Below are 26681 nucleotides of genomic sequence, written 5' to 3' on the forward strand. Positions count from 1 at the left end.
CAAACCCGATCGAAATACTCCCGTCAAACTTATCTTTATTCCTGCTTGCGCTATCTTTCCGTAAAAATAATAAATTTGTTCAAAACAGAGAAATTAAATAAATATATTTATTAATATTTTTATCGACAAATTCATTACCGACCACCTTTATGATTACAAACAGACAGAAACCAACCGTAATCCTACACATCTACTCGCTATATCATCGCACAAAACAGAAAGTTATTTTTTAGATATGCCCTATCATCTCATAAATAAAAGAACGGAGAGCCGAATTCGACTCTCCGTTCCACCACGAATCTAAATTCTTACTTATTTATTCCTCAACTTTGAAAGCATCGATCTCACGGATACCGGGAAGACCATAGTTAGCTTTTTTAAGACCGTTAACATAAACAGTCATACCAATTCTCTCCGGATGGCCTTCAAGTTTAGCAGCATCTCTCAAACTCTTAGCGGCATCAGTATCATTTAATTTTACCAAAAGACATTTCGAACCATCTGTCTCTTCTGCATTATCTGCAATAAATACTTGGCTATAACCAGTAAATTCAGCAGCACCAGCCCATTCTATATCTCCGGCTTGTTTAGCTTCATCGAACGATTTATAAGAAGTCTTTGAAGGTCCATTTTTAATACAACCCACAACATATCCTTTAACCGCAAAAGTTTCGCCATTTGCAATTTCCAAAGCCTCGGCAACAGTTTTAGCTTTTGTCCAATCCACTTCGGGAGTAGGTTCAGGTTCTACACCTTCCTCGATGAAATGAGCTACCTGATTACGGCCAAAAGCAAAATCATCTATGCAATAAGTTGTAGATTTCGATTTGCCTCCTTCGGCCACATAATGGAACCCGATATAAACGATATCGCCTTTTCCTTCCAAGCTGATATCGCCCGAAGCCACCCATTTGAAATTGCCATCGGCAGAAGTAGCAATCTTCACATCAAGTTTTTCCTTGCTCGAAGCGGTAGATTTAGGCTCGTTCAACACATAAACTTCAAGTTTGGTAGATGCTTGCCAATAGGAACCTTCACTATAAAAAGAGAAGATTTTTTTAGCCGCATCCTTTACATTCAAAGCCGGAGAAATCATCCACCAGTCATAAGCCAAACCGGCATTTTTATCGGTGCTATCGTGAGCGGTAGCCTGAATATATTTATCTACCGAGTTATCGGTCTTATTTGTAAAAATCTTACTTTGCCATGTACGGTCATCGTCAGACGGGGAAATAATCTCGTGAGTCCAACCCGGGCACAATTCACTGATAGGCGTATAATCTGCCTCGATATTGTTGAACTGATAAATCGTATCTTTCACAACAACCGACGGAGTACTAGGATTTCCTCCCTCACCTCCATCGCCACCCTTACCGGGCAGATCCTCGTCTTCACTGTTCGAACAAGCGGAGAATCCGGCAACTGTCATAGCTGCCATAAAAATCCATGCAAATTTTCTCATCTTTTTCATATTAAAATTTATTTGGGGTTAAAAATATTATTACGATTCATGCAAAAATAGGTTGCTCCTCGGCATAGCCAATTTCATTTGATTTCGCGCCCGACTCACCCTATTGAGGGAAATCGAATCCTTTGAGATCGGCAAACGGCTTATCCAGCGACCGTACGGTCAACTGCCAAGTTCCGTCACGATCCTCGTTATCTTGGAACCAGCCTGCAATCGCAGTAATTTCTCCTTTGTTGTCGCTACGGGGGGTAGGAATGCGACGATCGGCAAACCGGGCGTATTCACTGGTTGAGATATATACATCTACCGTATTGCCACTGTCATCGGCAATCACCCGAGAACGCGGAAACCCGATATTATATTTTTTATCGGCACTATAAGTAGAAGGCGCAAAAATAGGGTTCAAAGCGTACTTCGCCAAAGTGGCCGTCACATTCTTTCCGTCCGACGGGAACGGAAGAATCTCATCGTTCAATTCCTTTCCATCGGAATCGTATCCTGTAAAATAGACATCTTTAATCTTCACGATTTTGAAATAACCATACTTGTCCATTTCGGTGATCTCTTTCAAAGTCTTTTCTTCCACAACTATTTTAGAAGGGTCGGGAGTTCCTATCTTCTGGATATGTTTCATCGCCAGCGTATAAGGGATACGCCCGGGCTCTTCACGAGTCTTGTTGTCGTTGCGATATCCGCGTACTCCCAACTGGGGTGCTGCCGCATAACGTCCCAAAACCAGCCCGTTACAGCGAATGGCCACCACTTGTCCCAACGGCAACATACCCGAAAGACTGCCGGCATCGACCGAAACTTTCAAACAAGTATGGTCATCGTCCAGACTTTGTATAACGAAATATTTATATACGTTGCCCGCACGGTCATCGGTAATCACCCTGCCTCTAACGATAATGTCGTTGGGAGAATCGATCGTATCGATTGTAAACAGGCCCTCTTTCGTATCGAAATTTTCGATAAGGTCGTGAATGGTTACCGTCTGGGGCCAAGCCTCATCGCTGCCCTCGGGAACCGTAGCAAAATCTTCGGGAATGGCATCGAACTCTTTTTCACACGCCGTAAACAGCATAAGAGCTGCAAATACGACACCGATATATTTTAATTGTCTCATACTCTAAACGATTTATTAAAATTTGAAACCGACATTGATAAACATATTGAAGCCCCAAGCATAATAATATTTATTGGGGAATTTGTCCACCGACTGTATATCTTTGGTTACACTCTTGTTATCCCGGCTGACACGACCTTGTTGATAACCGCCGGTAATCATGCCGGTATTATTGAGAATATTATTGAAGCTAAGGTTGATATTCAACTGTTGCTTACGATTGTTGAGATAAATCAATTTACCTACCGAAGCATCGAGCAAGAACCCGCCTTTAAGTTTCTCCTGCGAACCGATCATCTCCTTCTGATTATAGTACTTAACGATATCGGAACCTTTATTCCCGTGATAATCCCTAACAAGAACCGGTTTACCGGTCTTTTGATCAAAGCTCCAAAGCATGGAAGTTTGGCCATTCTTATCGATACCGATAATGCGATAACCGTTGTAATTCTGCTCCAATCCCACTTCATTGGGATATTTTCCGCCATACATATTCATGTGCGTGAAACGCGACGGAGAGAAATCGAGGTAATTGTTATCGAAGTAAGAAAGCGTTATGTCGGCAAACCACATCTTCGGGTGAAAATAATCCAGCGTAATGCTTGCGGCCAACTGAGGACCGTTGCTCACATGAAGACCTTCGGTGTAAACTTTTTCGGTATAATCGGTCGAAGCGGCCCGCCCGTCGACTATAACCGGCAATTGTTCGGTAAAGAGATTCATACCGTTCTCGGCGCTCATCGTTCCCATACAATCGTTGGTATATTTGTAGCTGCCATACGTTCCTGCCGCCGATATAGTGAAGCTGCTGTTCAACTTCACACTCACACCGGCCTCGACACCGAAGTGACGTTTATTCACGCCCGACAACGTATGATTTACATACGTGCGGAACTCATCGTGATAATATCCCGTACTTTCTACGCCATCGCGGAATTCCGTGAAGAATCCTGTTACCCGACCTTTTACAATCGATGTATTCAATTGATAGGTCAAATCGGCCGAGAATACTTTCTCCGATTTCAAACCTCTGATACGAGTATCTTTAATACGAGGCGCTACATAGGCATAACCGGCCAACGGAGCCCGAGATTCCGCCAAAGCATTTAACGACAAACGATTATGTCCGTCTATCTTATATACGACACCGGCCTTGATACTGGGATCTATAAAATACATCTGTTTACCCAAGCCCTTAGACCGGGCTCCAACAACCTCGGCACGACCGTTTCTCATCAAACCTTCACGTTGGAAAGAGGTATAGGATAAACGTGCGGCATAATAGATATCGAACAAGGGTAATTTCCAATCGTTCTGTATAAATGCCGAAGCATTGATAACATGCATATTGTAATTATATCCGAACTTATCACCTTTATAAACAGCTCGGTTCGGGTCGTCCAAATCATTCTGGATAATGTCCTGATTGTCGGTAAAGTCACGCTCGGCAAACTGGTCTATATCGATCCACTGATTAGCCCCCAACAAGTCATCGATGGTTTTGTAGTGCATTCCTTTCGCATATTTGGCTTCGATACCGGCCGTCAATTTGAGTTCGCTGTTCAACTGATTGGTGTACAAAAAGTTCAAAGGTATTTCCATCAAGTTGTTGTGACGACGCTCCAAAATATACTTGGCACTTCCGTTGGGATTTATGGCATTGTTGGCATAGTTCGCGCTATACATCGCATTCCAGTTAATCTGGGTCACATTGGGATCGCCGGCTCTCCACAAATCGGCAATCTGATTGGCCAATCCCTTATTCACCTCTTTGTAATAGGCATTATAAATATCGTCGGGACCATCTACCGCCAACTGATAATATTGCCAACTGGGCAAATTACGGTAATAATCGGGACGGGGATCGGGCGCGTTATAAAAAGCTATCGCCGAATTACTGTATTGGCTGTAATGGAATCCTACGCCGGCAGACAATTTGCTCTCATCGTCGATTTTCCAGTCCCAATTAAAAATTGCCGTAGGGTCATAGCTGTGGACAATGCGGGAATTACGCTTTTCTCCGTCTTGGTATCCCCAATAAGGATTGTAATAAATTCCCCGATAATCGTAAACCTCCTGTGAAACGGCAGCCGACTGTGCCCGTTTGGTCGGTGCACCGAACGTCGTCAAGGCAAACCGATGGTCGCCCAATACTTTCTCGGCAGCAAGGAAATAGCCGAAAGAGTTGTAAAAGGTTCCTTCCGTGCGTCCCTCGTCGGCCCAACGATAAACGACCGACCCGGTAAAAGCCCAACCGTTGTCCATAATACCGGTCGAGTAGATAGCCTGTCCGCGCAATTTATAAGCACGATTCGTGTAAGCGGCATTTACATTCGTACCAGCTGCATAGTTGGTTGCCCGCGTGTTGATGTTCGTCGTTCCTCCCAAAGAACCGTAAGCATATCCCGGCATTTCAAGACCATTCACGGCATCTTTATTCCTCATGGCATTGTTCAACCCACCGAGACTCGAATAGTTGAAACGGCCGCGTTCCAAATCATTAAAGTTAAGTCCGTTTATATAGGTAGAAGATTCCCGTTGTTCATATCCCCGCACATTAAAACGCATAGGGCTATATGAATAACTGGCCGCTTGCAAATAAACATCGTCGGCAGCGCCGGACAGATAGGATGCCGATTGAGATGCGGCACTGCCCTCATCGTCTATCGCCGACTCGTCGAGCTCGAAAACATTATCTTCGAGAACCTGTTGATTGAGTGTATTGTCTGCTTTCTTAGGTTGCAAAGAAGCATTCAAGGTATTTACGCCGTCATTTACCACAAAGTCGACAGAATAAGCCTTATAATCAGCCGCCGTAAATACAACAACCACAGACCCTGCCCTAACTTTCTTCAACTCGAAATTTCCGTCAAAATCCGTAACAGCCGACACGTTCCGTATCGCAACTTTTACATTCGCAATAGGTTTGTTTGTTTCATAGTCAACGACAACACCTCTTACTGATGCGGCCTGAACAAAAGCCGGTACGACAAGAAGCCATGTCATTAATAACCATAGTTTACGATTCATTACATCAAAAGGTTTAATTATAACTGTGTTTATGTTTACAACCCTATTCCCCCTTTTATCAAGGGGCAGAAAAGGAATTTGCAAATTAAAAGATTATTTTCCATTATACAAACTTCTACGTTGGGAATATTTATTACAATCGTGTTAAATTGTAACCCTATATAAAATGTTAATTATCGGACAAAATGCAAGAAATTTTGGGAAATAAGCTAACTTTCAAGTTATTAAACCTATCACTATGTTAAAAATACCTTTCTAAACGACAACTGCTAAATCATATCTCACCCATCGTCCTAATACATTATCTCCATCATAAACATTAGAGCTAATGATATAATATGATTCTTACGAACGTCGCACACGGAAAGATGTCTTTAAACGCATTTATTCCTGCCGATAGAGATTTATTCCTAAAAAAATTTCGCTTATTTGTCAAATTAGAGTTATCTTGCGCCACATTTTAATTTAAGTCGAAAATTTCAAAAACAAAATTCCACACAAACTATGAAAAAAATAGGATTCTTGCTATTAGCCGTATTCTTGACAGGAGTGACTGTTACACAAGCACAAAAGAAACAATACGCTATATATGCGGTAGCATTCTACAATCTTGAAAACCTGTTCGACACGATTAATCAGCCGAATACGAACGACGAAGAATTTACTCCTTCGGGGTCGTACCGTTGGGGCGGATTAAAATATCGGAATAAACTCAACAACCTTGCTTATGCGATTAGCAATTTTGCCACAGACAACAGCAGCCCGTTCAAATTAAAAAACGGACCTGCCGTTATCGGCGTATCGGAAATAGAAAACAAACAAGTATTGGAAGATTTGATTCATACCGGCGAATTATCCAAACGGAACTATGGAATCGTACATTACGACTCTCCCGATTTTAGAGGAATCGATGTGGGTCTTATATATGACAAAGACCAATTTACACTCGAATCGAGCCGTAGCGCACGACTTCATACCCCTCAATTCCCCAACCTTCATACCCGCGACCAATTAGTCGTTTCGGGAATATTGGCCGGCGAACGGGTACACTTTATTGTCAACCACTGGCCTTCAAGACTCGGCGGAGAAAAACAATCGAGCCCAAAACGGGAAGCCGCTGCCGCACTGACTAAACATTTGGCTGACTCTCTTTTAGCGGCCGACCCCGACTCGAAAGTCATCATTATGGGCGACCTCAACGACGACCCGTCGAACCGCAGTTGCAAAACCGTATTAGGAGCCCAAAAGAAACAACAAGATGTTCAGGCTGGCGGATATTTCAATACCATGTGGGGAATGTTCGACAAAGGCATAGGCACATTGGCTTATAACGGCTCTTGGAACTTATTCGACCAAATCATTATTTCGGGAAATCTGTTGGGTAAAGATCGCTCCACCTTGAAATATATCCGGTCGGAAGTATTCAACCGGGATTTCCTAAAACAAAAAGAAGGCAAGTACAAGGGTTATCCTTTGCGGACCCATGCTGCGGGAGTTTATCTAAATGGTTACAGCGACCACTTCCCCACTCTCATCTATTTAGCCAAAGAGATAAAATAAATAAAGCTCGAAACACAAAAAGAGGGGTGATATTGTTCTATCACCCCTCTTTTCATTTTCTCCGGAATTAAAATATAACACGACGAGTTATCCTATCTTCATTCGATGATATACCCTCTCATTTGCACTATCTTTGCGCAGGATGCGAAAATAAGCTGCATTCGGCAAAGTCAAGCGAGCTTGCTTTTGCCCTCATTTGCACTATCTTTGTGTCGAAATTTCAAAAGGGATTGCCCCATGACTCAGAAAGCGAAAACTTATATGCTACCCGTCGCAATGGCTACCGGAAGTTTGGCGGGATATTTACTCCCCGACCTTACAGCCCGATGGGCTACACTTCTGGCCCCTATCCTTATTTTTGCTATGCTGTTGGTTACCTACTGTAAAATTTCCCCGAACGATCTACATATAAAACCTCTACACGGTTGGCTTCTCGCTGTTCAGGTTATCGGTGGATTAACCATATTCGGTGCGCTTTATTTTTGGGATCCTATCATAGCGGAAGGAACTTTCATCTGCCTTTTCTGTCCCACAGCGACAGCCGCTCCCGTCATTACCGGAATGCTCGGAGGAAACGTCCCGACACTAATTTCATACAGTCTAATCAGCAATATGGCTGTGGCCATTTTATCGCCGATTATTTTTTCGTTCATGGGAATACATGCCGACATCTCTTTCCTCGACTCTTTCCTAACTATATGCAGTAAAGTGTTACCACTACTTATCCTACCCTTAGGAGTGGCAATCCTCTTACGACAATGCCTACCCAAAATCCACACGGTACTGAATAAGCGGCAATCTCTATCGTTTTACATGTGGGCAGTTTCGCTTTTTCTTGTAGTGGGCAAAGCGGTCACATTCATCATCGGACAAGGGAGGGAAGCTATACCTCTCGAAATCGCTATCGCCCTCCTCTCTTTGATCGTTTGTATAGGACAATTTTATATAGGGCGAAAATTAGGTGGACGATACGGCGATAAAATTTCAGGAGCGCAAGGATTGGGACAGAAAAACACCGTGCTTGCCATTTGGCTGGCACTCACTTATTTGTCGCCTATCACATCGATAGGCCCGGCATCATATATCATCTGGCAGAACAGCATCAATAGCTATCAACTTTACTTGAAAGAAAAGCAGACAATGAAAGGCTCTTAGAAACTGTTTTCATTTTTTCAAATCGAATCTTTTCCGGTCGAACGACCTCAAAACTATTCCAAATTCAAACATAAAAAGCTAATTTTCCTCTTCCTCCTCATTCACCGCCGGAAGATTCTTTTTCGCTTTCACCCCCATGACTTTAAGTTTCTCTACACGTCCTATCAGATTTCCGTTGCCGGTTTTCAGTTTCTTCATGGCATCGGTATAAGCCATAGCCGTCGTATTCAACGATTTACCAATCTTCTCCATATCATCGACAAAACCGGCGAACTTATCGTACAATTTTCCGCCCTCCTCGGCTATATCGATTGCATTGCGGGTCTGCTTGTCCCGTTGCCACAAATCGGCTACGAGTTTCAGTGCGGCAATCAAATTTGTCGGGCTCAACAAAAGCACCTTCTTTTCATAGGCATATTGCCACAAAGCGTGATCGGCCTGCATTGCAGCCAGATAGGCAGCCTCGTTGGGAATAAACATCATTACATGATCGCCTTTCCCGACATAATCTTGATAGCTCTTCCCGGCCAGCTCGTCTATATGTTTCCTCACCGATACCAAATGCTGCTTCAATGCCAATCGAGCTTCGTCGGCATCTTCCGCATTGACGTAATTGACATAAGCCGTGAGAGACACTTTCGAGTCGATCACCATTTGATGATTTTCGCCACCGGGATAACGGATAATGACATCAGGACGCATCTTCCGCCCATCGGAGCCCTGTATGGTATGTCCCTCTTCGTCCCGCAAAGTTTCCTGTACGAAATATTCCCGATCTTTTTCAAGTCCCGATTTTTCGAGAATACTTTCCAATATCATCTCCCCCCAGTCACCCTGTATTTTGGAATCTCCACGCAGAGCATGAGTCAGCTGTTTTGCCTCCGCACCTATGGATTCGCTTCTCTCTACCAGTTCTTTAATCTGTTCTTTCAACGAAAACCGTTCGCGAGCCTCATTATTATAAGTTTCTTCCACGGTCTTTTTAAATCCCTCCAAACGCTCTTTCAAGGGATTGAGTATTTCGGCGAGACGTTCGTGGTTCATCTCGGAAAAACTCTTCGATTTCTCCTGCAATATCTCGTTAGCCAGTACCTTGAACTCGTTGTTCATCTCTTGCCGGATACGTTGGACTTCCTGCTTTTGAACTTCCATATTTTCGGAAAGCATTTGATTACGAGCTTGTAAATCGCCTTTCTCACGATTGAGTTTCTCTCGCTCCCGATTAGCAAAATCGAGTTGTGCCTGTACCTCGGCCAACCGCGCCGTACAGCTTTTCACCTGCGCCTCCAACACACCGTTGCGTACCTTCAAGTCAGCCGCCTCGCTTTCGCGTACCGCCAGCGACTGCTGCCACCCTTTACGACTCGAATTATACACGACAAAAAATACCACGGTAGCAACCAAAGCCACCAATATACCAACCCCTACTGCTATCATAATGATCTAATCTATATTCAACACCTCAAAAAATCGTTGTGCAATCTGCTCGAACCCGTTATTACCCGGATGAGAAGCGATATCCTTATCGGTAGTTATCGTTTCATATCCTTGCCAAGTCAATGTTTTAGCCTCGGTATTATCGCTATAACTTTCCGTTTGCACAATGGCTTTGTATTTCTTTCCACCGACGTTAAAATCTACTTGTAACCGATTATCCGACAACACGGTATAACGAGTATAATTCAAGGACTGAGAGGTCGGTTCCACACGGGTGATAACCGTTCCTATCGAACTGCGATTACCGGCTTTGTTAATGCCGTCTATCGCTACGAGGGTCACGGCATATTGTTTACACGCATTTTTTACAGACTTGATGACACTATTCGATACATACCAGCCATAAATCCACACGATACGAGCCCGAGGCGCATAGGCTTTTATGGTTGCTATCAGCTCTTTTGCCCCTTGCTCGAAGGCTTCTCTTTTACTCGATGTATTTACATTATCGCCAATCTGTATAACGACCAAATCCAAATCTTCGCTCAACACGGGGCACAATCTATTATCCAACCAATCCATCTGTTGAGCCCGGTTTTCACAAGTCTCAAAATCGACTCCCGATAATTTCGTATCGGTATAGGCTGGATTGGCTTTTAAAAACTTTCTTTGGATAACGGCATGATAATCGCTCGTCGAGTCGGTTGCATTCATTCCGAAAGCGCCATTACCCAATAGCAAAGAATTCCCAATAAACAGAGCCTTATCAGGCATTTCAAATTTTCCATGATCGAAAATCAAGTCGGTTAGTTCCTCTCCAAAAAATTTGTCGCACGAGGCCATCGTTATCGACAAGATGATAAGGCATAAGTAAGAAGAGAAATATTTCATAAGCCTATACAAACAATTGTATTTGAACAATGTGACAACAAAGATATTAAATAACACGAACAGAGGCAAACGAAAAAATCATTCCCGCATAAATATTCTGCATCACACCTCTACAAACAGACGATAAATTTCACTATTCACACTTTTATAATTACTTTTGTACAAGTAACCGACAAAATTCCAACGCATGAAATTAGGAGATGTATGGTTCTCGGCCATTGCCGAAGCCGAAAACAGTGACCGCATGATTGTCGTTTCGGGACGTACCGAGATAGAACCGTTCATTCAATCGGGCAAGTTCAAAGAACGTGTTGAAATCACATGGAAATACGAGGCCGATAGTAAAGGCATGCCCAATGAGACTACCGGAAAACTGATGGAAGAAGTGCAGACCGTATTGAAACAGGCTATGGAAAAAGATAAACTGGCCATTTTCACAGGAATCTATACCGGAGACGGCGAACGCACATGGGTATTTTATACCCGCAATATACCTGCATTCGGACGTATGCTCAACGAAACTCTCGCTCCGTTCGAAACGTTACCTCTCACCATCTATACCGAGAAAGACCCCGAATGGAACGAATATCGGGAAATGTGCGAGCTTCAAGATCAGGATAATGACGATGAAGACCTCGATGAATGAAAGCGATACAGCACTGAACGTCCATTCGCACAATGAAAAAAGCATTCTTACATATAGGCATATTCATTCTGTTTTCGGCTCAAATGGCATGTTCACATGGAGAAGACGAACCGGAAGATATTACTACTATCTCTGTCAATGAACCGGGCTCCCTATCTGAAATCATCGTACCGAGCCAACGAGGCAGTATTACTAAATTAGCCGTAAAAGGATCTCTAAATTATAGCGATATTTCCTATATCCGCCAAATGCCGGAATTACTTTACTTAGATGTAGGAAGCGTCGTACTGCCCAACAACTACTTCCCGGATAATGCCATTTCCAGCCATGAAAAATTAGAGGCCGTGATTCTCCCTGTATCGCTCGATTCTATCGGGGCATCGGCATTTCGATGGTGCGAAAGGTTGCAAGCCGTCCGCCTGCCCAAAAAACTTAAATCCATCGGAGCGTATGCATTCGCCGGCTGTATCAATCTGTATGATATAGAATTACCCAACTCTTTGCTACATCTCGAAAAATATGCCTTTTCCGGTTGTAAAAGTTTATATACCCTGAAAATACCATCGAAATTACAACGTATATCCGACTATACTTTTTCCAAATGCATCAGCCTTACCGAAATAAAAATACCGGGAAATATTCGGGAAATAGGATATAAATCTTTTTCGGGTTGCAGCGGACTCCGAGAAATTAGCATCCCCTCGACTGTCAAAACAGTAGGTATCGGAGCCTTTGAAAATTGTACCGAATTAAAGGATATATCCTTGCCAACTACTCTTACCGAAATCAATTACTACACATTCTCAGGCTGTACCAGTCTCACTACTCTTACACTACACAGCAAGCTCACCGCTATCAACAACTACGCTTTTGCCGGATGCAAAAGCCTTACTGAAATACATTGTAAAAACAGCAACCCGCCTTTGATCGGAGAAAATACATTCCGAGACGTAAATCGCATCGGCTGTAAAATATTCGTCCCGTCGAAACGAGCGAAGAAAAGTTATAGTACAGCCCTCTATTGGAATGAATTTACCATTTATATAGAATGATGCCTACCGTTGTTCTTTATTCGAATCAATTATAATGAACAGGAATTATAATACTAAAAAACGTATTTTTATCAAATCAAGATTTTAATTTATAATTTTTTTCATTATACTTGCATTAAACAAAAAAAACAATCTGCTCCATCAACCAACAGAACATACACTATTCATATTCTTGTAAAATCCTAAACGATAAAGCCATGAAAAATACATTACTTCGAACAGTCGTTATCCTCGTCGCTCTTTGCATTTATCCCAGTATCCACGCTTATGACTTTGAATGTGACGGATTCTATTACGACATCACCTCCGATTCGACGGTAAGTGTCACTTACGAAGGATCCACCGAATATGAATACGAAGGAGATATTATAATCCCTGAAAAAGCAACATTTAATAACAAAACTTACCAAGTCACAGAAATTGGTCCATTAGCTTTTTTGGGGTGCAATATCGGAACAATTTCGATTCCAAACAATATTATTGCAATTAGAGAAAAAGCCTTCACTTCCTCTTCATTAGACTCCATCGATATAGGATCAGGAGTCTTGATAATCGAGCCGTCAGCTTTTAGCTATTGTAACTTAGGCCATATCAATATCCCCGATAATGTCACAAGAATAGGGCATCATGCCTTTTATGCAAGTTTTGGTTTAAAAACTGTAATAATTGGCAATGGAGTTACCCAAATAGAACAATCAACATTTCATTTTTGTCCGAATTTAAAGCACATCACATTAGGAAATAATACCACCACAATCGGAGCAGAAGCATTTCTCTCTTGCGATAGCCTAAAATATATAGAACTGCCCAATAGTATCAACGAAATAGGTAAAAATGCATTTAGTGGCTGTGAGGCATTATCATCTATTACACTCAGTGAAAATCTATCAGAAATAAGAGAGGGAACCTTTGATAATTGTACAAGTCTGACCTCTATCGTAATTCCCAATAAGGTATCGACCATAGCAACATCTGCATTTTGGAATTGTAATCATCTGGTCTCCCTAAAATTGGGAACAGGTGTTACCGATATATTTTACGGAGCTTTTAGGGCTGCCCCGTTAAAAGAAATTTACGCTTCCTCGACAATTCCACCGATAGCCTATCATACAAACTCATATACGGACACCTTTGACGCAGACATTTTTAATCAATGCACTCTGCACGTACCTGCCGGTAGTTTACAAGCCTACAAAAATGCAGAAGTATGGAAAAATTTCAAAAACATCGTGGAGAATGATTTCACAGGAATAGAACGCCCCTCACCGAACAAAGCAAAAATTTTCGGAAACAAAAATAGTATTGCATTTCGAAATATCGAACCGGGTACAGATATAAGTATCTACGACACAACCGGGAAATGTATAAAAACATTTGCAGTGGACGGAGACAGCGAAATACCCCTCCCCAGCGGTATTTATCTAATCAAATATGCCGGGAGAACCATAAAAATAATATTATAATCAAATAGGCTCAGTAAAAATTGGTGAGGGTAAATATGAATTTTAGCGAATACGATAGATTGTATTTTCCTTCTCCCCTGCCGTGTCCCGTAGCCTTACGGGGTGTTGCGTCAGCAATAGGGGAGAGACCGAAGTAACGGCAGTTTCTGTGGAGAGGGGTTGAAAAGATTTCATTAGTTTTTGGGCTGTAAGAATTAACCCCTCCGTCCGACGGACACCTCCCCTATATTTTGTTTGACAACAAAACACAAGGGAGGAGGTTATCGTGTTTGTTCTTCTCCCCTATTGTACGAAACATACGGGGTATTGCGTCAGCAATATAGGAGAGAGACCGAAGAAACGGCAGTTTCTGTGGAGAGGGGTTGAAAAGATTTCAAGAATTTTTGGGCTGTAAGAATTAACCCCTCCGTCCTTTGAACACCTCCCTTATATTTTGTTTGACAACAAAACTGGGGGGGAGGAGGGCAATACCTTCTGTATCGTTAGATTATATAAAAGTACAATCCCCTCTGATTTCCTACTGAGAAGCTATAAAGGAGAAATGGCACTATAAATAAAAAGAGATGTCGGTAAAACATCTCTTTTTATTTATTTCACAAGACAGTTGTACTCTATTCTTATTCTTCGTCTTCCTCTTCTTTCATATTGTGGAAAACATTTTGTACATCTTCGTCTTCCTCAAAACGTTCGATCAACTTTTCGATAGAAGCGCGTTGTTCGGGTGTTACATCTTTCACATCGTTAGGAATACGTTCGAATTCGGCACTGACGATTTCATAACCGGCCTCTTCGAGATGGTGTTGGATATTATTATTCTCCGAGAACTCGCCATAAAGTACGATTTCTTCCTCATCGGCCTCCACTTCATCGACTCCATAGTCAATCATTTCAAGTTCGAGATCCTCCACCGAGACACCCTCTTTGGGTTTGATATGAAACACACATTTGTGGTCGAACAAGAAAGAAAGGCTACCAGTCGTACCCAACGATCCTCCGGCTTTATTGAAATAACTGCGTACATTGGCGACAGTACGGGTCGTGTTATCGGTAGCAGTTTCTACGACGATAGCGATACCGAAAGGACCGTATCCTTCATAAACCACTTCCTTATAATCGCCGGCATCTTTCGACGAAGCTTTTTTAATAGCCCGTTCTACATTTTCTTTCGGCATATTCGCCGCTTTGGCATTCTGCATCAATACACGCAGACGCGGATTGGCATCGGGATCGGGGCCACCGGCTTTAACGGCAATAGAAATTTCTTTCCCAATTTTCGTAAATGTACGGGCCATATTGCCCCACCGTTTCAATTTTCTGGCTTTACGATATTCAAAAGCTCTTCCCATAGGATATCTTTTACTTATATTTTATTAAATCGAATTATCTTAGCTGTGCCTCCAATTTCTGTTGAAGATTGGCTATAATTTTATTCATGATGGCATCTATCTGCTTATCGTTAAGCGTCTTATTCTCGTCTTGAAGAATAAACGAAACGGCATAGGACTTCTTACCTTCGGGGAGGTTCTTCCCTTCATAAACATCGAAGAGATAGACCTCTTTGAGCAATTTACGCTCGCTTTCCCGAGCCACTTTCTCGATATCGGCAAAAGAAACCGCCTGATCGACCAACAAAGCCAAATCCCGTTTCACCGCTTGAAATTTAGGCAATTCGCTGTACAATACCGCATGTTTCGCAGCCATTTTCATTAGCGAATCCCAATTCAACTCGGCAAAAGAAACCTCGACATCGATATCGAAACGTTTGAGTACCTTATGCGAGACAAGCCCCATCTTTCCTAGTATCTTTCCTCCCCGGTTGCTATAAGTCAAAGCTACCGAATAAATCTCGTCGCTTGTCTGTGTCGCGATAATATCACCGGCGATTCCAAGACGGGCAAAAATATTCTCCACATAAGCCTTCATTTCGTAAACCGAAGATTTCTCATCGGCATGCGCCCAGCTTCCTTCCACTCGATTACCGGTCTGCCACAAAGCGAAATGTTTTTCTTCGGAATAACCCGACAAAACTTTCTCTTCATTATGAGCCTCCGGGTCAAAGTAATAACAATTACCACATTCGTAAAAACGCAAGTTGGCCCGACGACGGTTTATATTGTGTGAAATACTTTCCAATCCACCGAATAAAAGGGTTTGGCGCATTACATTCAAGTCATTGCTCAACGGATTAAGCAAAGCCACGCAATGCGCACGAGGCCAAACTTGCAAATCGTCGTAATAAGCGCCACAGGTTAATGAGTTGTTCATGATTTCATTAAACCCGCACCCCGTGAGCTGTTCCGAAACTAAATTTTGGAACTGGTGACTTTGGTCGGTAACAGTCTTATAAGAAAGGCTGGAATGTACCCGATCGGATATTTCGACATGATTATATCCATAGATACGAAGTAAATCTTCTATCACATCGACATCTCGCTGCACATCGACCCTATATGTAGGAACTTGCAACGAAAGTTCCTTTTCTGTTTCAGAAACGATCTTTATTTCAAGGCTGTCCAATATGCTCTTGACCGTATCGGCCGGAATATGTTTCCCGATGAGAGTATCGATTTTTTCATACGTAAGGGTTACAGGGAACGGAGCTACCGGATTGGGATATATATCCACAACTTCACCGCAAATCTCACCTCCGGCCAATTCTTTCACCAATAGAGCCGCCCGTTTCAAAGCATATAGAGTATCATTAGGATCGACACCACGCTCGAAGCGGAAAGACGAATCGGTATTCAATCCTTGACGGCGAGCTGTCTTACGCACCCATGTGGGATTAAAGCAAGCCGACTCCAAGAAAATATCGGTCGTATCGTTGGTTACACCCGATTTCAAACCGCCGAACACACCGGCGATACACATCGATTCCTTCTCATTACATATCATTAAGTCGTTGGAAGTCAACGTACGCTCTACCTCATCGAGTGTGACGAATTTCTCACCCTCTACGGCAGGTTTCACGATGACTTTCCCTCCGGCAATTCGATTCAAATCAAAACAATGCAGCGGTTGTCCGGTAGCATGGAGTATATAATTGGTAATATCCACCACATTATTGATCGGACGCAATCCGATAGCGGACAAACGTTGCTTCAACCAATCGGGACTTTCTGCCACTTTCACATTCCGCATCGTCACTCCGCTGTACCGGATACATGCTTCATGGTTCGCTACATCGACATCGATACCGCCCTCTTTTCTATCGATAGCGAAATCGTTTACCGACGGCCTGTGCAATCCGGCATCTTTACCCCTTTGTGTCAAATAAGCGGCCAAATCACGGGCAACGCCATAATGCGAAGCTGCATCGATACGATTCGGGGTAATATCCACTTCGAGGACATAATCGCTCTTTATGTTATAATAGTCTTTGGCCAGTGTACCGGGTTTTACCTCTCCCGGCAACACGATAATGCCATCGTGCGAAGTTCCTATACCTATTTCGTCTTCGGCACAAATCATACCGAAAGATTCCACTCCGCGAATCTTCGATTTTTTAATCGTAAAACTTTCTTCACCACTATACAAAACAGTACCCAACGTAGCCACTACCACGTATTGTCCCGCCGCGACATTCGCAGCTCCACACACGATTTGAACAGGCTCGGATTCCCCCAAATCCACGGTAGTAATGTGCAAATGATCTGAGTTGGGGTGATCCTCACAAGTGAGAACCTTACCGATAACCAGCCCGTTAAGGCCGCCCTTGATGGTTTGCACCTCTTCAATTCCACCGGTCTCCAAACCGATAGAGGTGAGAGCTGCCGAAAGTTCCTCGGGAGAAAGGTCAAAATTCACGTAATCTTTCAACCAATTATACGAAATATTCATAACGAACTAATTTTATCTTCTTTCTAAAAAACGCCGAAAAAGCCTTGAAAAAGCTCTTCCGAAAATTTTGCCAAAGTTAATAAGAAACTGTTTAAAAAGCCAAGCTATCGACCAATTTAAAAGGTTCTAAAAGCTATTTCTCAGCAGTATTTATTCTATTTGTCCCCGATGTTATCGACAAGAATCGAGCCGGTATGGGAGTCTCGAAATTCATCTCACGCCGTGTTACCGGGTGAGCAAAGCGTAATTTAACCGCATGTAGAGCCACACGTCCCAAAGGACTGCCATGCGCACCGTATTTGCGATCTCCGATAATACTATGACCGAGATCATGCATGTGAACCCGTATCTGATTTTTACGTCCCGTCTCCAAATCGAGTTCTACCAACGAAAAACGGCTGTTTCCTCCCAATACCTTATAACGAGTAATCGCCAACTGCCCCTCATCGGGATTATCGGTCGAATAAACTTGGAAAGCCGCATTTTCGGTCAAATAGGAACGAACCATTCCCTCGGGTTGCTCCATCACGCCCTCTACTACTGCTACATATTTACGTTCCAATACGATATTGTGCCAATTATGCTGCAACTGTTCCTGTATTCCTTTGCTTTTAGCAAACATCATCAAACCCGAAGTATCCCTGTCGAGACGATGCACGATGAACAGCTTGTTCTCCGGGTTCTGGGATTTCACATAATCGCTGAGTATACTATATGCCGTTCCGGTCTTTATACGTTCTGTCGACATCGAAAGCAATCCATACCCCTTATCTATGACAATGATATACTCATCTTCATAAACCATCTTCAAACGATTGTGTTTAAACACACTGAAACCTCGCTTAAAATTAATTTTCAATTCGTCCCCGGCATGCAACATCGTGTCGAATTGGGTAACCGGCATATCATTGACAGCGACTTGCCGGTGAGACAGATAAGATTTAACTGTCGTGCGGCTTTTGTCTCCAAACAAAGTCAATAGATAATTCAGCAATGTATCGTCGTGCTCTACTTTGAAACGCTTGATATCTTTTTCGGAAAACCGACGTAAGGGCCGTTTATCGGAAGGTTGGCGCATATTATTTATTTTTTGTGCAAAGATAGTGTAAACCAAGAGCAGAAACAAATTTATTTGGAAATGCCGAAGTATAGCTTATTTTCGCATTAACACGGTTCTATAAAAAACAACGGGGATAGGCATGAATTTTGGCGAATGCGATGAATTGCGTTCCTCCTTCTCCCCTGCCGTTTCCCGTAACATTATGAGGTGCTGCGTTAGCAATATAGGAGAGACACCGAAGAAACGGCAGTTTCTGAGGAGAGGGGTTGAAAAGATTTTATAGACTTTTTGGCTGTAAGGGTTAACCCCTCCGTCTTGCGGACACCTCCCCTATATTTTGCTGTGCAAAACACAGTGGAGGAGGTTTAATTCAATCGCAAAGACAACTTCACTTCCCTCTTTTTATATGCTTCGAAAAAGTGTAAATATTAGTATAAACCATGCCCATTTTCTAATCGGGCAACATTCCCAATTTATCAGCGACACCCACGACAAGTCCCCACACAAAGAAACTGACGACACCGGCAATTAACGCAGAGAAAAAACCATCGCTAATCCAAACAGAAATCACCGTAACAATAATACTCAACAATCCTCCATACAAAATGATATACCCCATAGCCTTCCATATGAAAACCACAGCCGATAAAATAAATGCCAACACCGACCAAACAAAACCGAAAAATCGAGAAAAGCCATCGCCTACCCTTCGCCAAAACGAACGCCTCGGCCGGTGAGGATATCGCGGCCTGCCCTGTGAAATGATTTCACCGGTCGACATATTCACACGAGTCCCGTTACGCAACGTAATGATACGATCGCCCATAGCCCCAAAAACTATCTACACTCCAAGCACTCGGAATCTTTTTTCAATTTTACTCCATACCAACGGAGTATCGTCAAATGTCTATTCGGATTCCGATTGAATGGAGCCCAGTTGGCAAATTGGAAATCCCGACGATTGGCCCAAATATAATAATCATAGGTCAACTCTTCTATCAGCGAAGATATGCCGCACTCGATTCCACGAGATAGCTCGTTCAATGCCAATTTTACCATCATATTGTTAATCGGTGCGATATCGGTCGATAATCCCACCTGAACCATCGCATGAGCATCCTCGTCCGACACATATGCCGGTATAACTCCCAACTCTCTGGCCCGACGCACATCGGTAATCTCGTCATTCTGATGATAAATAGGATTCCCCGTCAAGCAGGCATAACACGGTCCACCCGGTCTTACGCGTAATATATCGCCACCCTCGGCGCGAGTGACAGCCCTGCCAAACAATCCCACTTTACCCAATTTCACCAAACGGGCATTGATGTTATATCTGCTCGCATACTCGTCCGTCGCAACTATGGTAAGATCCGATTCTGCCACACATTTTTCAAGAATATCAAGCTGCTTATTCATATCGATATCGTAGGTCTCTACTTGCGCATACGGGTTTTTCAATAATATGGCATCTTTCACGGCATTTACTTTGAGCCGTCCCAATTCGTTCACCCCACAGATATGACGAGCGATATTGTGCAATTCTATACGATCGAAATCCATCAGTATAAAATGCCCTACACCGGCTTTCGCCAACTCGACGGCAATAGGTGCGCCACCGCTGCCTAACCCTACGATAAGGACCTTTTTCGACTCCAACGCTCCCACTTCGAGTAGCCCTTTACTGCGAGTATAAAGCTCACTCTTGCGAGGCACATATTTCACAACCGCCTCGATGATTCTTCCGTCATCGACAATAAAAGCACGAGAGCTGACTTTCGTGTCTTCGACATGAATGCAAACAATAACAACCGGAACTCGTTTTGCCTCTTCCGGCATCGATGCATAAACAGACAAAACCACATCTTCGGCCTTTTCATAATCATCAGTATCGACTACCCGAAAGAGACAAGGCATGGAATATCCTGTCGGAGCCACCTGCGGATACTTGATGTAGACATGGTAAACCTGTTCGCCTTTCCACTCAAAAGCAGCGCCGAAACATTGTGATTGCCCGCTATTCCAAAAATCCTGCAAATGATCCTGATAAATGTACACTATCGGTTCCATAGCACCTTATTCTTTATCATTATAATAAGGTTTGGTTCCTATTGTCGTGCCCACTTTTTCCTTTCCGCTTTTTTCCGCTTCATCGGGAGTCATCGCTTCCAGTTCTCCATCGTCTCCGATAACCAATTCTACTTCTCTACGTCCACTGTTGGTTTGAGCCAGAGCTTCACCCAAATCTTCACAATCGTCAGTTTGTTTTTTTCCAAATAGTCCCATAGTTAGTTATATTCTTTAATAGATCAATAATTTGCCCCTTTCAAAAATTCATCGAGCGTCTTTCCCGTTTTCAGATGACATTCATACATTTCGAGCCAAATGCGAACCTTAATAATAATCTGATACAAAGTTATTCGATTCGGAGCCCAATCCTCATAACCGTAATGACAAACCCTCACACAGCCGTTTTCTCCGGTAAGCGTATGCATACTGTGACTGGCTTGCAGCATACTACCGCCGGAACGCGTCAACAAGGGTTTAGGACTCGTAATAAAAACCTTCGGTATATTATAGGGATAATTGTCCGAAAGGTCTATTTTCACCACGTAGCATCGTAGAGAATTAGTCTGAATGGCGACCGCCAAATACGGATACGGCGTGTCCATATCCATAAATTTGTACTGTTTCGATTTTATCGTCGAATTTTGCAATACACCTAATTCTATTTGATATCTGTCATAAGTCATATCGATAAATATTTTAAACTGTTAATAACCGATTGTCCCATCTCTGAAAACGACGAAAGCCAGTGAGGTGTACCGTTTTTTCCCAATGCCCCCAAGCTCCAAGAAGTAGTTTCTCCCGCCTCATACCGGACAACGTAAGGCGCCCGACTCGGAAAATCTTTATCGAAAACAATCCTCCAAGAAGACCGACGAGGTATATCGAATCTGATTTCAATAGTCATGTCATCTACTTTCAACAGTTTCACAGCGGAATATTTCGACTGTATATAAGAGACGATACGCTTCAACTGCAAACGGTTTTCTTTATTATTCAACCAAAAACCGGTATCGAACGTCACGCCATTCTCCGGCGGCATCTGTTGTACCGGAATCATATTCAACCCATGATACACAGCCTCTTTGACCTGCGGCATTATCACAGAATCCCGATAAGCCGCATCATAACGACTCCTTACCGAACCGTCTCCTTGCACCACATTCCACGGCACTAAGTTCATCTTTACCCCTTCGCCAGTACATACAAAAGAAAAAGCATTGACAGAGGCCCCTGCCCTATCGCAAATTCCAATAGCCAATATACACCGCGACAGCCCGTCTGCCAGCATACCCTCTTGTATCGATTGCACATCGCCTCCGCTCGGATGCGACAATCCCAAACCATGATGCGAATGCCACACACCGATATGGGAGAGATGGTACTCTTCGAATAATCTATCGGCATGCAACTGCAAATAATCGGCATCTTGTATAAAACTGGTAAAACGACAGACCGACTTTCTACCGGGACCCAACACATACATGATTACGGCATCTCCGCTCGGCGTCCAATAGCCAAACAAATTACCGCCGGTTTCCATGTGAGGAGAATCCAATATTGTCCTCGCCATGAAATCTAATTCCCCCCGATAAATATATACGCCCCCATGAGCTATTCGCCCAATATCCATAATCTCTTGTTTTTCATGATTACGCAATATAAATAAAAGATATCGACATTTACAAACTTATAACTATAAATTTAATTATAAGAAGCTGCTTTAAATTTATTGAGAAATACTATTATCATTTCAAGCAGATATGTTCCGGCCATATTGAGCCCCTGTCTCGCATCTTGAATCCCTTGATTTTTGTCAATAGCCCCCTATTGACTGCATATCTCGGACTCCAATCGGCTTCAACATAGGTCTCAATCTGTCTCGGAATAAATTTAAAACAGCTTCTAAACTGGTCTATAATTCTCATTCACTTTCCCAATCATACAAAAAAGAGTCCTTGTTTTTGTCTTTCCATAAATAACTATTACCTTTGTTCGCTACTTCTAAATCGAGTTAAAAGATGAAAATGAAAATACACCGAGAAGGGAAAAATATATTACTTATTCTTTTTATCATTCTGGCTCTTTTGAATTTGCCGGTATATCTATGGATAAAAATAACATGGCTGGCTTATCTAATCCACGCCGTCTCCATTATATTTTTCTTTCTGGTAGTTAATTTTTTCCGGTCTCCCAAACGGCATTTCAAAGGTAATCCTAAAAATGCCATAGTCGCACCGGCAGACGGTGTCGTAGTCGTTCTTGAAGAAGTTCTCGAAGATGAATACTTTCATGACAAACGTATGCAAGTTTCTATCTTTATGAATATATTCAACGTACACGCCAACTGGTTTCCCGTTGCCGGAAAAGTAATCCATGTAAGTCATCAACAAGGCCGCTTTATGGCAGCCTATTTACCTAAATCGAGCACAGACAACGAAAGATCCACGGTAGTCATCAAGGCTGAAAATGGTGAGGAAATCTTAGTCAGACAAATTGCCGGTGCAGTGGCGCGTCGCATTGTAACTTACGCCGAAGTCGGTGATACCTGTGACATCGACGAACACATGGGCTTTATAAAATTCGGTTCACGCGTAGATTTGTACCTTCCGCTCGATTGCGATATTAAAGTAGCTCTACACGATAAAACAATAGGCGACCTCACCGAAATAGCCCGTCTAAAATAAAGCTCTCATGAATGCCATTACAAAAAATATCCCTAATAGTATTACTTGTCTCAATCTCCTTTCAGGGTGTTTTGCCTGTCTTTTCGCATACAAAGGAGAGTACGACATAGTTGCTTTATGCATAGGGTTATCCGCATTATTCGACTTTTTAGACGGCATGGCGGCACGTTTGCTCCATGCTTACTCTCCGATGGGAAAAGAATTGGATTCACTCGCCGATCTTATCAGCTTCGGGCTTGCACCGGGATTCATGGCCATGCATTTCATGCTATACGACAGTGTCTTTCATGGAATAAACGATTCCTATCAGATCTGGTGGGCATTAAGCGCATTGCTCATTCCTGTTTTCTCCGCACTCCGTTTAGCGAAATTCAATATCGATGCTCGTCAGACAACCTCGTTCATCGGGTTGCCCGTTCCTGCCAACGCTCTTTTTTGGATAGGAATATGTCAAGCCGGCTTACAAATAGAGGACAAAGCCTGTGGATACGCTATCGTCTGCTTAGTCATTCTCTTCTCTTTCCTATTGATTTCGGAGATTCCCATGTTTTCTTTAAAATTCAAGAACTTGAAGTTAAAAGAAAATTATCTTCGTTACTTGATTTTAATCGCTGCCGTAATTTTCCTTATCTTTTTCGGACTGGCAGGCCTCGCCGCAACAATAGGCTTGTATATAATATTATCGCTGTTGACAGCCAAGAAGCATTAACAACAAAAACGGAACGATTTTTGTTCTAACATACATAAACTTAACAAGTATCAATTATGCATGCTCTTGGACTGCTCCTCATCATAGCTTTTATTATCTTCATAGTACCCATTATAGGTATATTTCAACTTATCCTCCGGTTCTTCTTCGGGAAGAAAAATAGCGTCAAGGATCCCTTTGGACAACAGGGACAAAACAACAAAGGGCGTACCACATGGTACACCCATACGAAAAAGAACAAAAAGGTTATCCAAGACGACGAAGGAGAATATATAGATTTCGAAGATATAAAAGAGAAATAGATAATAAGTTTATTATCTATTTTCTACTTTACAGATAAAATCTCTTCTACTATAAAATTGCTATATCCACGCCAGGGCAAAGCTCCAAGATATTCGTTATATTTCAGCTCCACATGACGGCCGCTCAATCGCATGAGAGAGTCTGCCAAATTGGCATTATCCACAGAAAAGACAAATTGATTGGACTGTAACGTTCCCCGGCTCTCGGTGCGAAAACCTTCCATAATGAGAATTCCCTCATAGGTTTTGAATACATATCCTTTTTTTACGACATAATTCAAAGTACCGGCTTTTACCCCCGACCCAAAGACAAAATAATAACGTACATAAAAAAAAGCTCCCCCAACCAATAGGAGCAATACAATGGCAACCCGAATGAAACGACGGAATGATCGACGCACCTTGCCAGAGACTTGGTTACTCGATTCATTTTGATTTACATGACTATCCATCTCATTTATATTTTTCAAAATTTACTCAAATTATCCTACTTTTCAAAAAGTATCTTCCTATCCAATTACAAAAAACACTTTGTCGAACAACAAATGCACGCCCTGTTTTCACACCAGCGGAAAACTTACTGGAAGGCTCTTATTTTCCACACAAAGATAACATTTTTATATACGACATATACAACAAACAAAAAAGCCGTCGATACCGCTTTCCATATCGACGGCTTTTAACGAATATTGTATTTAATCTTTTTCCGGAATATTTTCAAGGACTGCCACCAACAACTTCCAGAAAGTCTCGACCGTAGAAATCTCAACTTTTTCATTCGGTGAGTGAGGGTGCTTAATAGTAGGCCCAAAGGAAATCATATCCAATCCCGGATAATTAGCTCCGATAATACCACACTCCAATCCGGCATGCATCATTTTTACATCAGCCTCTTTTCCGGTAACTTGCGGATATATTTTTTTCATCAAGTTCAATATATCCGATTTAAAATTAGGTTCCCAGCCGGGATATGCACCATCAAACTCCACTCTGGCTCCTGCCAAAGCAAAAGTACTTTCCAATTCCGATGCCAAAGCCATTTTCATGGTTTCACTCGAACTCCGCACCAAAATCTGTATTTCGACAAGCCCCTCCGAAGTACGCACAATAGAAAGATTGGACGATGTTTCTACCACCTCTGGGGCATCAGGAATCATACGATACACGCCATTATGACAAGCGACAACGGCATTGATAAGATCGTCTTGTATCTCTTCCGGCAAAAGAGTTTTCGGGAGTGAAACCTCCTCGGCTTTAAAAACCAACCTATCTTCAATAAAACCATATTCCCGTCTCAAAGTGGAGAAAAACTCATCGACAGCGACCATGAAATCGGTTTTATCTTCTGATAAAATAGTCACCACAGCCTCTGCTTCACGCGGTATGGCGTTTCGCAACGTTCCTCCGTTATAATGAGCCAAACGAGCTCCATACTCCGATACAGCCTCTTTCAAGAACCTGAACATCTCCTTGTTAGCATTCATTCTTCCCAAATGAATATCCACACCCGAATGACCGCCATGCAATCCGCCCAAAGTCAATTTCAAAGCTATCTCACCAGCAACCGGAGTATAAGCCTCCTCTTTGTATTTAAATTCAACATTTACATCTACCCCTCCGGCACAGCTCATATACAATTCGCCATCTTGCTCCGAGTCGGTATTCAATAATATTTCACCTTGCAACTCACCCGATTCAAGCCCTATGGCTCCATACATACCGGTCTCCTCGTCGTTAGTAAACAAAGCTTCGATAGGTCCATGCTGTATCTCTTTCGATTCGAGAATCGCCAAAATCGAAGAAATACCTATACCATTATCAGCTCCCAATGTCGTTTCGGTAGCGCTCACCCATTCACCGTCGATACGAGGAAGAATCGGATCGGTCTCGAAATTATGGTTCACCGATTTATTCGCCTGAGGAACCATATCCATGTGTCCTTGAAGAATAACCGGCTTGCGGTTTTCCATACCGGGTGTGGCAGGTTTGCGAATAATGACATTCCCGGCCTTATCCAAAATGGTCTCCAATCCCAAAGAACGACCTACACCCATTATATACTCGGTGATTTTATCGAGATGACCCGACGGACGAGGTACTTGACAAATCGCATTGAAATATTTCCATACTGCCTGCGGTTGAAGAGATGTGATTTTGTTGTCCATAGTGAAAATTTTATTTGCCAATA

General features: G+C 42.7%; 24 protein-coding genes. 8 read left to right on the forward strand and 16 right to left on the reverse strand.

The window, feature by feature from the left end; all coding sequences use genetic code 11:
- Positions 1-316: 316 nt before the first annotated feature.
- From NBH06_RS01430 to NBH06_RS01440, 3 genes are all read right to left on the reverse strand, one after another.
- A complete protein-coding gene (locus NBH06_RS01430) occupies positions 317-1471 on the reverse strand; it encodes a DUF6359 domain-containing protein (RefSeq protein ID WP_250792431.1) in 1155 nt (384 codons plus the stop codon).
- Between the two features lie 100 nt (positions 1472-1571).
- Complete coding sequence (locus tag NBH06_RS01435) at positions 1572-2594, reverse strand: DUF5689 domain-containing protein (protein ID WP_250792433.1); 1023 nt, start codon at positions 2592-2594, stop codon at positions 1572-1574.
- Between the two features lie 15 nt (positions 2595-2609).
- Complete coding sequence (locus NBH06_RS01440) at positions 2610-5624, reverse strand: carboxypeptidase-like regulatory domain-containing protein (protein ID WP_250792435.1); 3015 nt, start codon at positions 5622-5624, stop codon at positions 2610-2612.
- A gap of 504 nt (positions 5625-6128) precedes the next feature.
- On the opposite strand from NBH06_RS01440, the gene NBH06_RS01445 reads away from it, so the two are divergent.
- Together NBH06_RS01445 and NBH06_RS01450 are read left to right on the forward strand one after the other, a co-directional pair.
- Entirely contained in the window at positions 6129-7184 is a 1056-nt protein-coding gene (locus NBH06_RS01445; RefSeq protein WP_250792437.1) for an endonuclease/exonuclease/phosphatase family protein, read from the forward strand.
- Positions 7185-7421: 237 nt separating this feature from the next.
- Entirely contained in the window at positions 7422-8339 is a 918-nt protein-coding gene (locus tag NBH06_RS01450) for a bile acid:sodium symporter family protein (RefSeq protein ID WP_250792439.1), read from the forward strand.
- A gap of 78 nt (positions 8340-8417) precedes the next feature.
- On the opposite strand, the gene NBH06_RS01455 is transcribed toward NBH06_RS01450, so the two are convergent.
- Both NBH06_RS01455 and NBH06_RS01460 read right to left on the reverse strand, forming a co-directional pair.
- On the reverse strand, positions 8418-9776 hold the full coding sequence (locus tag NBH06_RS01455) for a DNA recombination protein RmuC (protein ID WP_250792441.1): 1359 nt from the start codon (positions 9774-9776) through the stop codon (positions 8418-8420).
- Between the two features lie 6 nt (positions 9777-9782).
- The gene (locus tag NBH06_RS01460; RefSeq protein WP_250792442.1) at positions 9783-10667 is read right to left on the reverse strand and encodes an SGNH/GDSL hydrolase family protein; all 885 of its coding nucleotides are present in this window, start codon (positions 10665-10667) and stop codon (positions 9783-9785) included.
- Positions 10668-10854: 187 nt separating this feature from the next.
- Here NBH06_RS01460 and NBH06_RS01465 point away from each other — a divergent pair, with 187 nt between their 5' ends.
- From NBH06_RS01465 to NBH06_RS01475, 3 genes are all read left to right on the forward strand, one after another.
- Complete coding sequence (locus tag NBH06_RS01465) at positions 10855-11313, forward strand: DUF695 domain-containing protein (RefSeq protein WP_008860969.1); 459 nt, start codon at positions 10855-10857, stop codon at positions 11311-11313.
- 32 nt (positions 11314-11345) lie between these two features.
- A complete protein-coding gene (locus NBH06_RS01470) occupies positions 11346-12365 on the forward strand; it encodes a leucine-rich repeat domain-containing protein (protein WP_195331275.1) in 1020 nt (339 codons plus the stop codon).
- A gap of 197 nt (positions 12366-12562) precedes the next feature.
- Entirely contained in the window at positions 12563-13828 is a 1266-nt protein-coding gene (locus NBH06_RS01475; RefSeq protein WP_250792444.1) for a leucine-rich repeat domain-containing protein, read from the forward strand.
- 42 nt (positions 13829-13870) lie between these two features.
- Here NBH06_RS01475 and NBH06_RS13510 read toward each other — a convergent pair whose 3' ends face one another.
- From NBH06_RS13510 to NBH06_RS01515, 9 genes are all read right to left on the reverse strand, one after another.
- Positions 13871-14002: a hypothetical protein gene (locus tag NBH06_RS13510; RefSeq protein WP_284703166.1), complete on the reverse strand. Its 132-nt coding sequence runs from the start codon at positions 14000-14002 to the stop codon at positions 13871-13873.
- 443 nt (positions 14003-14445) lie between these two features.
- On the reverse strand, positions 14446-15174 hold the full coding sequence (locus NBH06_RS01480) for a YebC/PmpR family DNA-binding transcriptional regulator (protein ID WP_008860972.1): 729 nt from the start codon (positions 15172-15174) through the stop codon (positions 14446-14448).
- A gap of 34 nt (positions 15175-15208) precedes the next feature.
- Positions 15209-17668 (reverse strand): phenylalanine--tRNA ligase subunit beta, encoded by a 2460-nt coding sequence (gene pheT, locus NBH06_RS01485; RefSeq protein WP_250792446.1) that lies wholly within the window; start codon positions 17666-17668, stop codon positions 15209-15211.
- Positions 17669-17801: 133 nt separating this feature from the next.
- On the reverse strand, positions 17802-18746 hold the full coding sequence (locus tag NBH06_RS01490; RefSeq protein ID WP_195331278.1) for an RluA family pseudouridine synthase: 945 nt from the start codon (positions 18744-18746) through the stop codon (positions 17802-17804).
- 433 nt (positions 18747-19179) lie between these two features.
- A complete protein-coding gene (locus tag NBH06_RS01495; protein ID WP_021892045.1) occupies positions 19180-19554 on the reverse strand; it encodes a hypothetical protein in 375 nt (124 codons plus the stop codon).
- A gap of 11 nt (positions 19555-19565) precedes the next feature.
- Positions 19566-20798, reverse strand: coding sequence for a HesA/MoeB/ThiF family protein (locus NBH06_RS01500; protein WP_250792449.1), 1233 nt, complete (start codon positions 20796-20798; stop codon positions 19566-19568).
- Positions 20799-20804: 6 nt separating this feature from the next.
- Positions 20805-21014, reverse strand: a complete 210-nt coding sequence (locus NBH06_RS01505) for a hypothetical protein (RefSeq protein ID WP_008860977.1) — start codon at positions 21012-21014, stop codon at positions 20805-20807.
- Between the two features lie 23 nt (positions 21015-21037).
- Positions 21038-21481, reverse strand: a complete 444-nt coding sequence (locus NBH06_RS01510) for a type II CBASS E2 protein (protein WP_008860978.1) — start codon at positions 21479-21481, stop codon at positions 21038-21040.
- A complete protein-coding gene (locus NBH06_RS01515; protein ID WP_195633073.1) occupies positions 21478-22428 on the reverse strand; it encodes a hypothetical protein in 951 nt (316 codons plus the stop codon). The genes NBH06_RS01510 and NBH06_RS01515 overlap by 4 nt, the downstream gene beginning before the upstream one ends.
- A gap of 394 nt (positions 22429-22822) precedes the next feature.
- On the opposite strand from NBH06_RS01515, the gene NBH06_RS01520 reads away from it, so the two are divergent.
- Genes NBH06_RS01520 through NBH06_RS01530 form a run of 3 tightly spaced genes read left to right on the forward strand, consistent with a single transcriptional unit; the run spans position 22823 to position 24493 of the window.
- Positions 22823-23482 (forward strand): phosphatidylserine decarboxylase family protein, encoded by a 660-nt coding sequence (locus tag NBH06_RS01520; protein ID WP_195331286.1) that lies wholly within the window; start codon positions 22823-22825, stop codon positions 23480-23482.
- A gap of 7 nt (positions 23483-23489) precedes the next feature.
- Positions 23490-24191, forward strand: a complete 702-nt coding sequence (gene pssA, locus NBH06_RS01525; RefSeq protein WP_250792451.1) for a CDP-diacylglycerol--serine O-phosphatidyltransferase — start codon at positions 23490-23492, stop codon at positions 24189-24191.
- A 56-nt stretch (positions 24192-24247) separates the two neighbouring features.
- Positions 24248-24493, forward strand: a complete 246-nt coding sequence (locus tag NBH06_RS01530) for a DUF4834 family protein (RefSeq protein WP_250792453.1) — start codon at positions 24248-24250, stop codon at positions 24491-24493.
- A gap of 23 nt (positions 24494-24516) precedes the next feature.
- On the opposite strand, the gene NBH06_RS01535 is transcribed toward NBH06_RS01530, so the two are convergent.
- Entirely contained in the window at positions 24517-24945 is a 429-nt protein-coding gene (locus tag NBH06_RS01535; protein ID WP_229033589.1) for a hypothetical protein, read from the reverse strand.
- 243 nt (positions 24946-25188) lie between these two features.
- Entirely contained in the window at positions 25189-26658 is a 1470-nt protein-coding gene (locus NBH06_RS01540) for an aminoacyl-histidine dipeptidase (protein WP_250792455.1), read from the reverse strand.
- Between the last annotated feature and the right edge of the window lie 23 nt (positions 26659-26681).

This window comes from Barnesiella sp. B2-R-119 (genome assembly GCF_023656675.1).
Lineage (GTDB): Bacteria > Bacteroidota > Bacteroidia > Bacteroidales > Barnesiellaceae > Barnesiella > Barnesiella intestinihominis.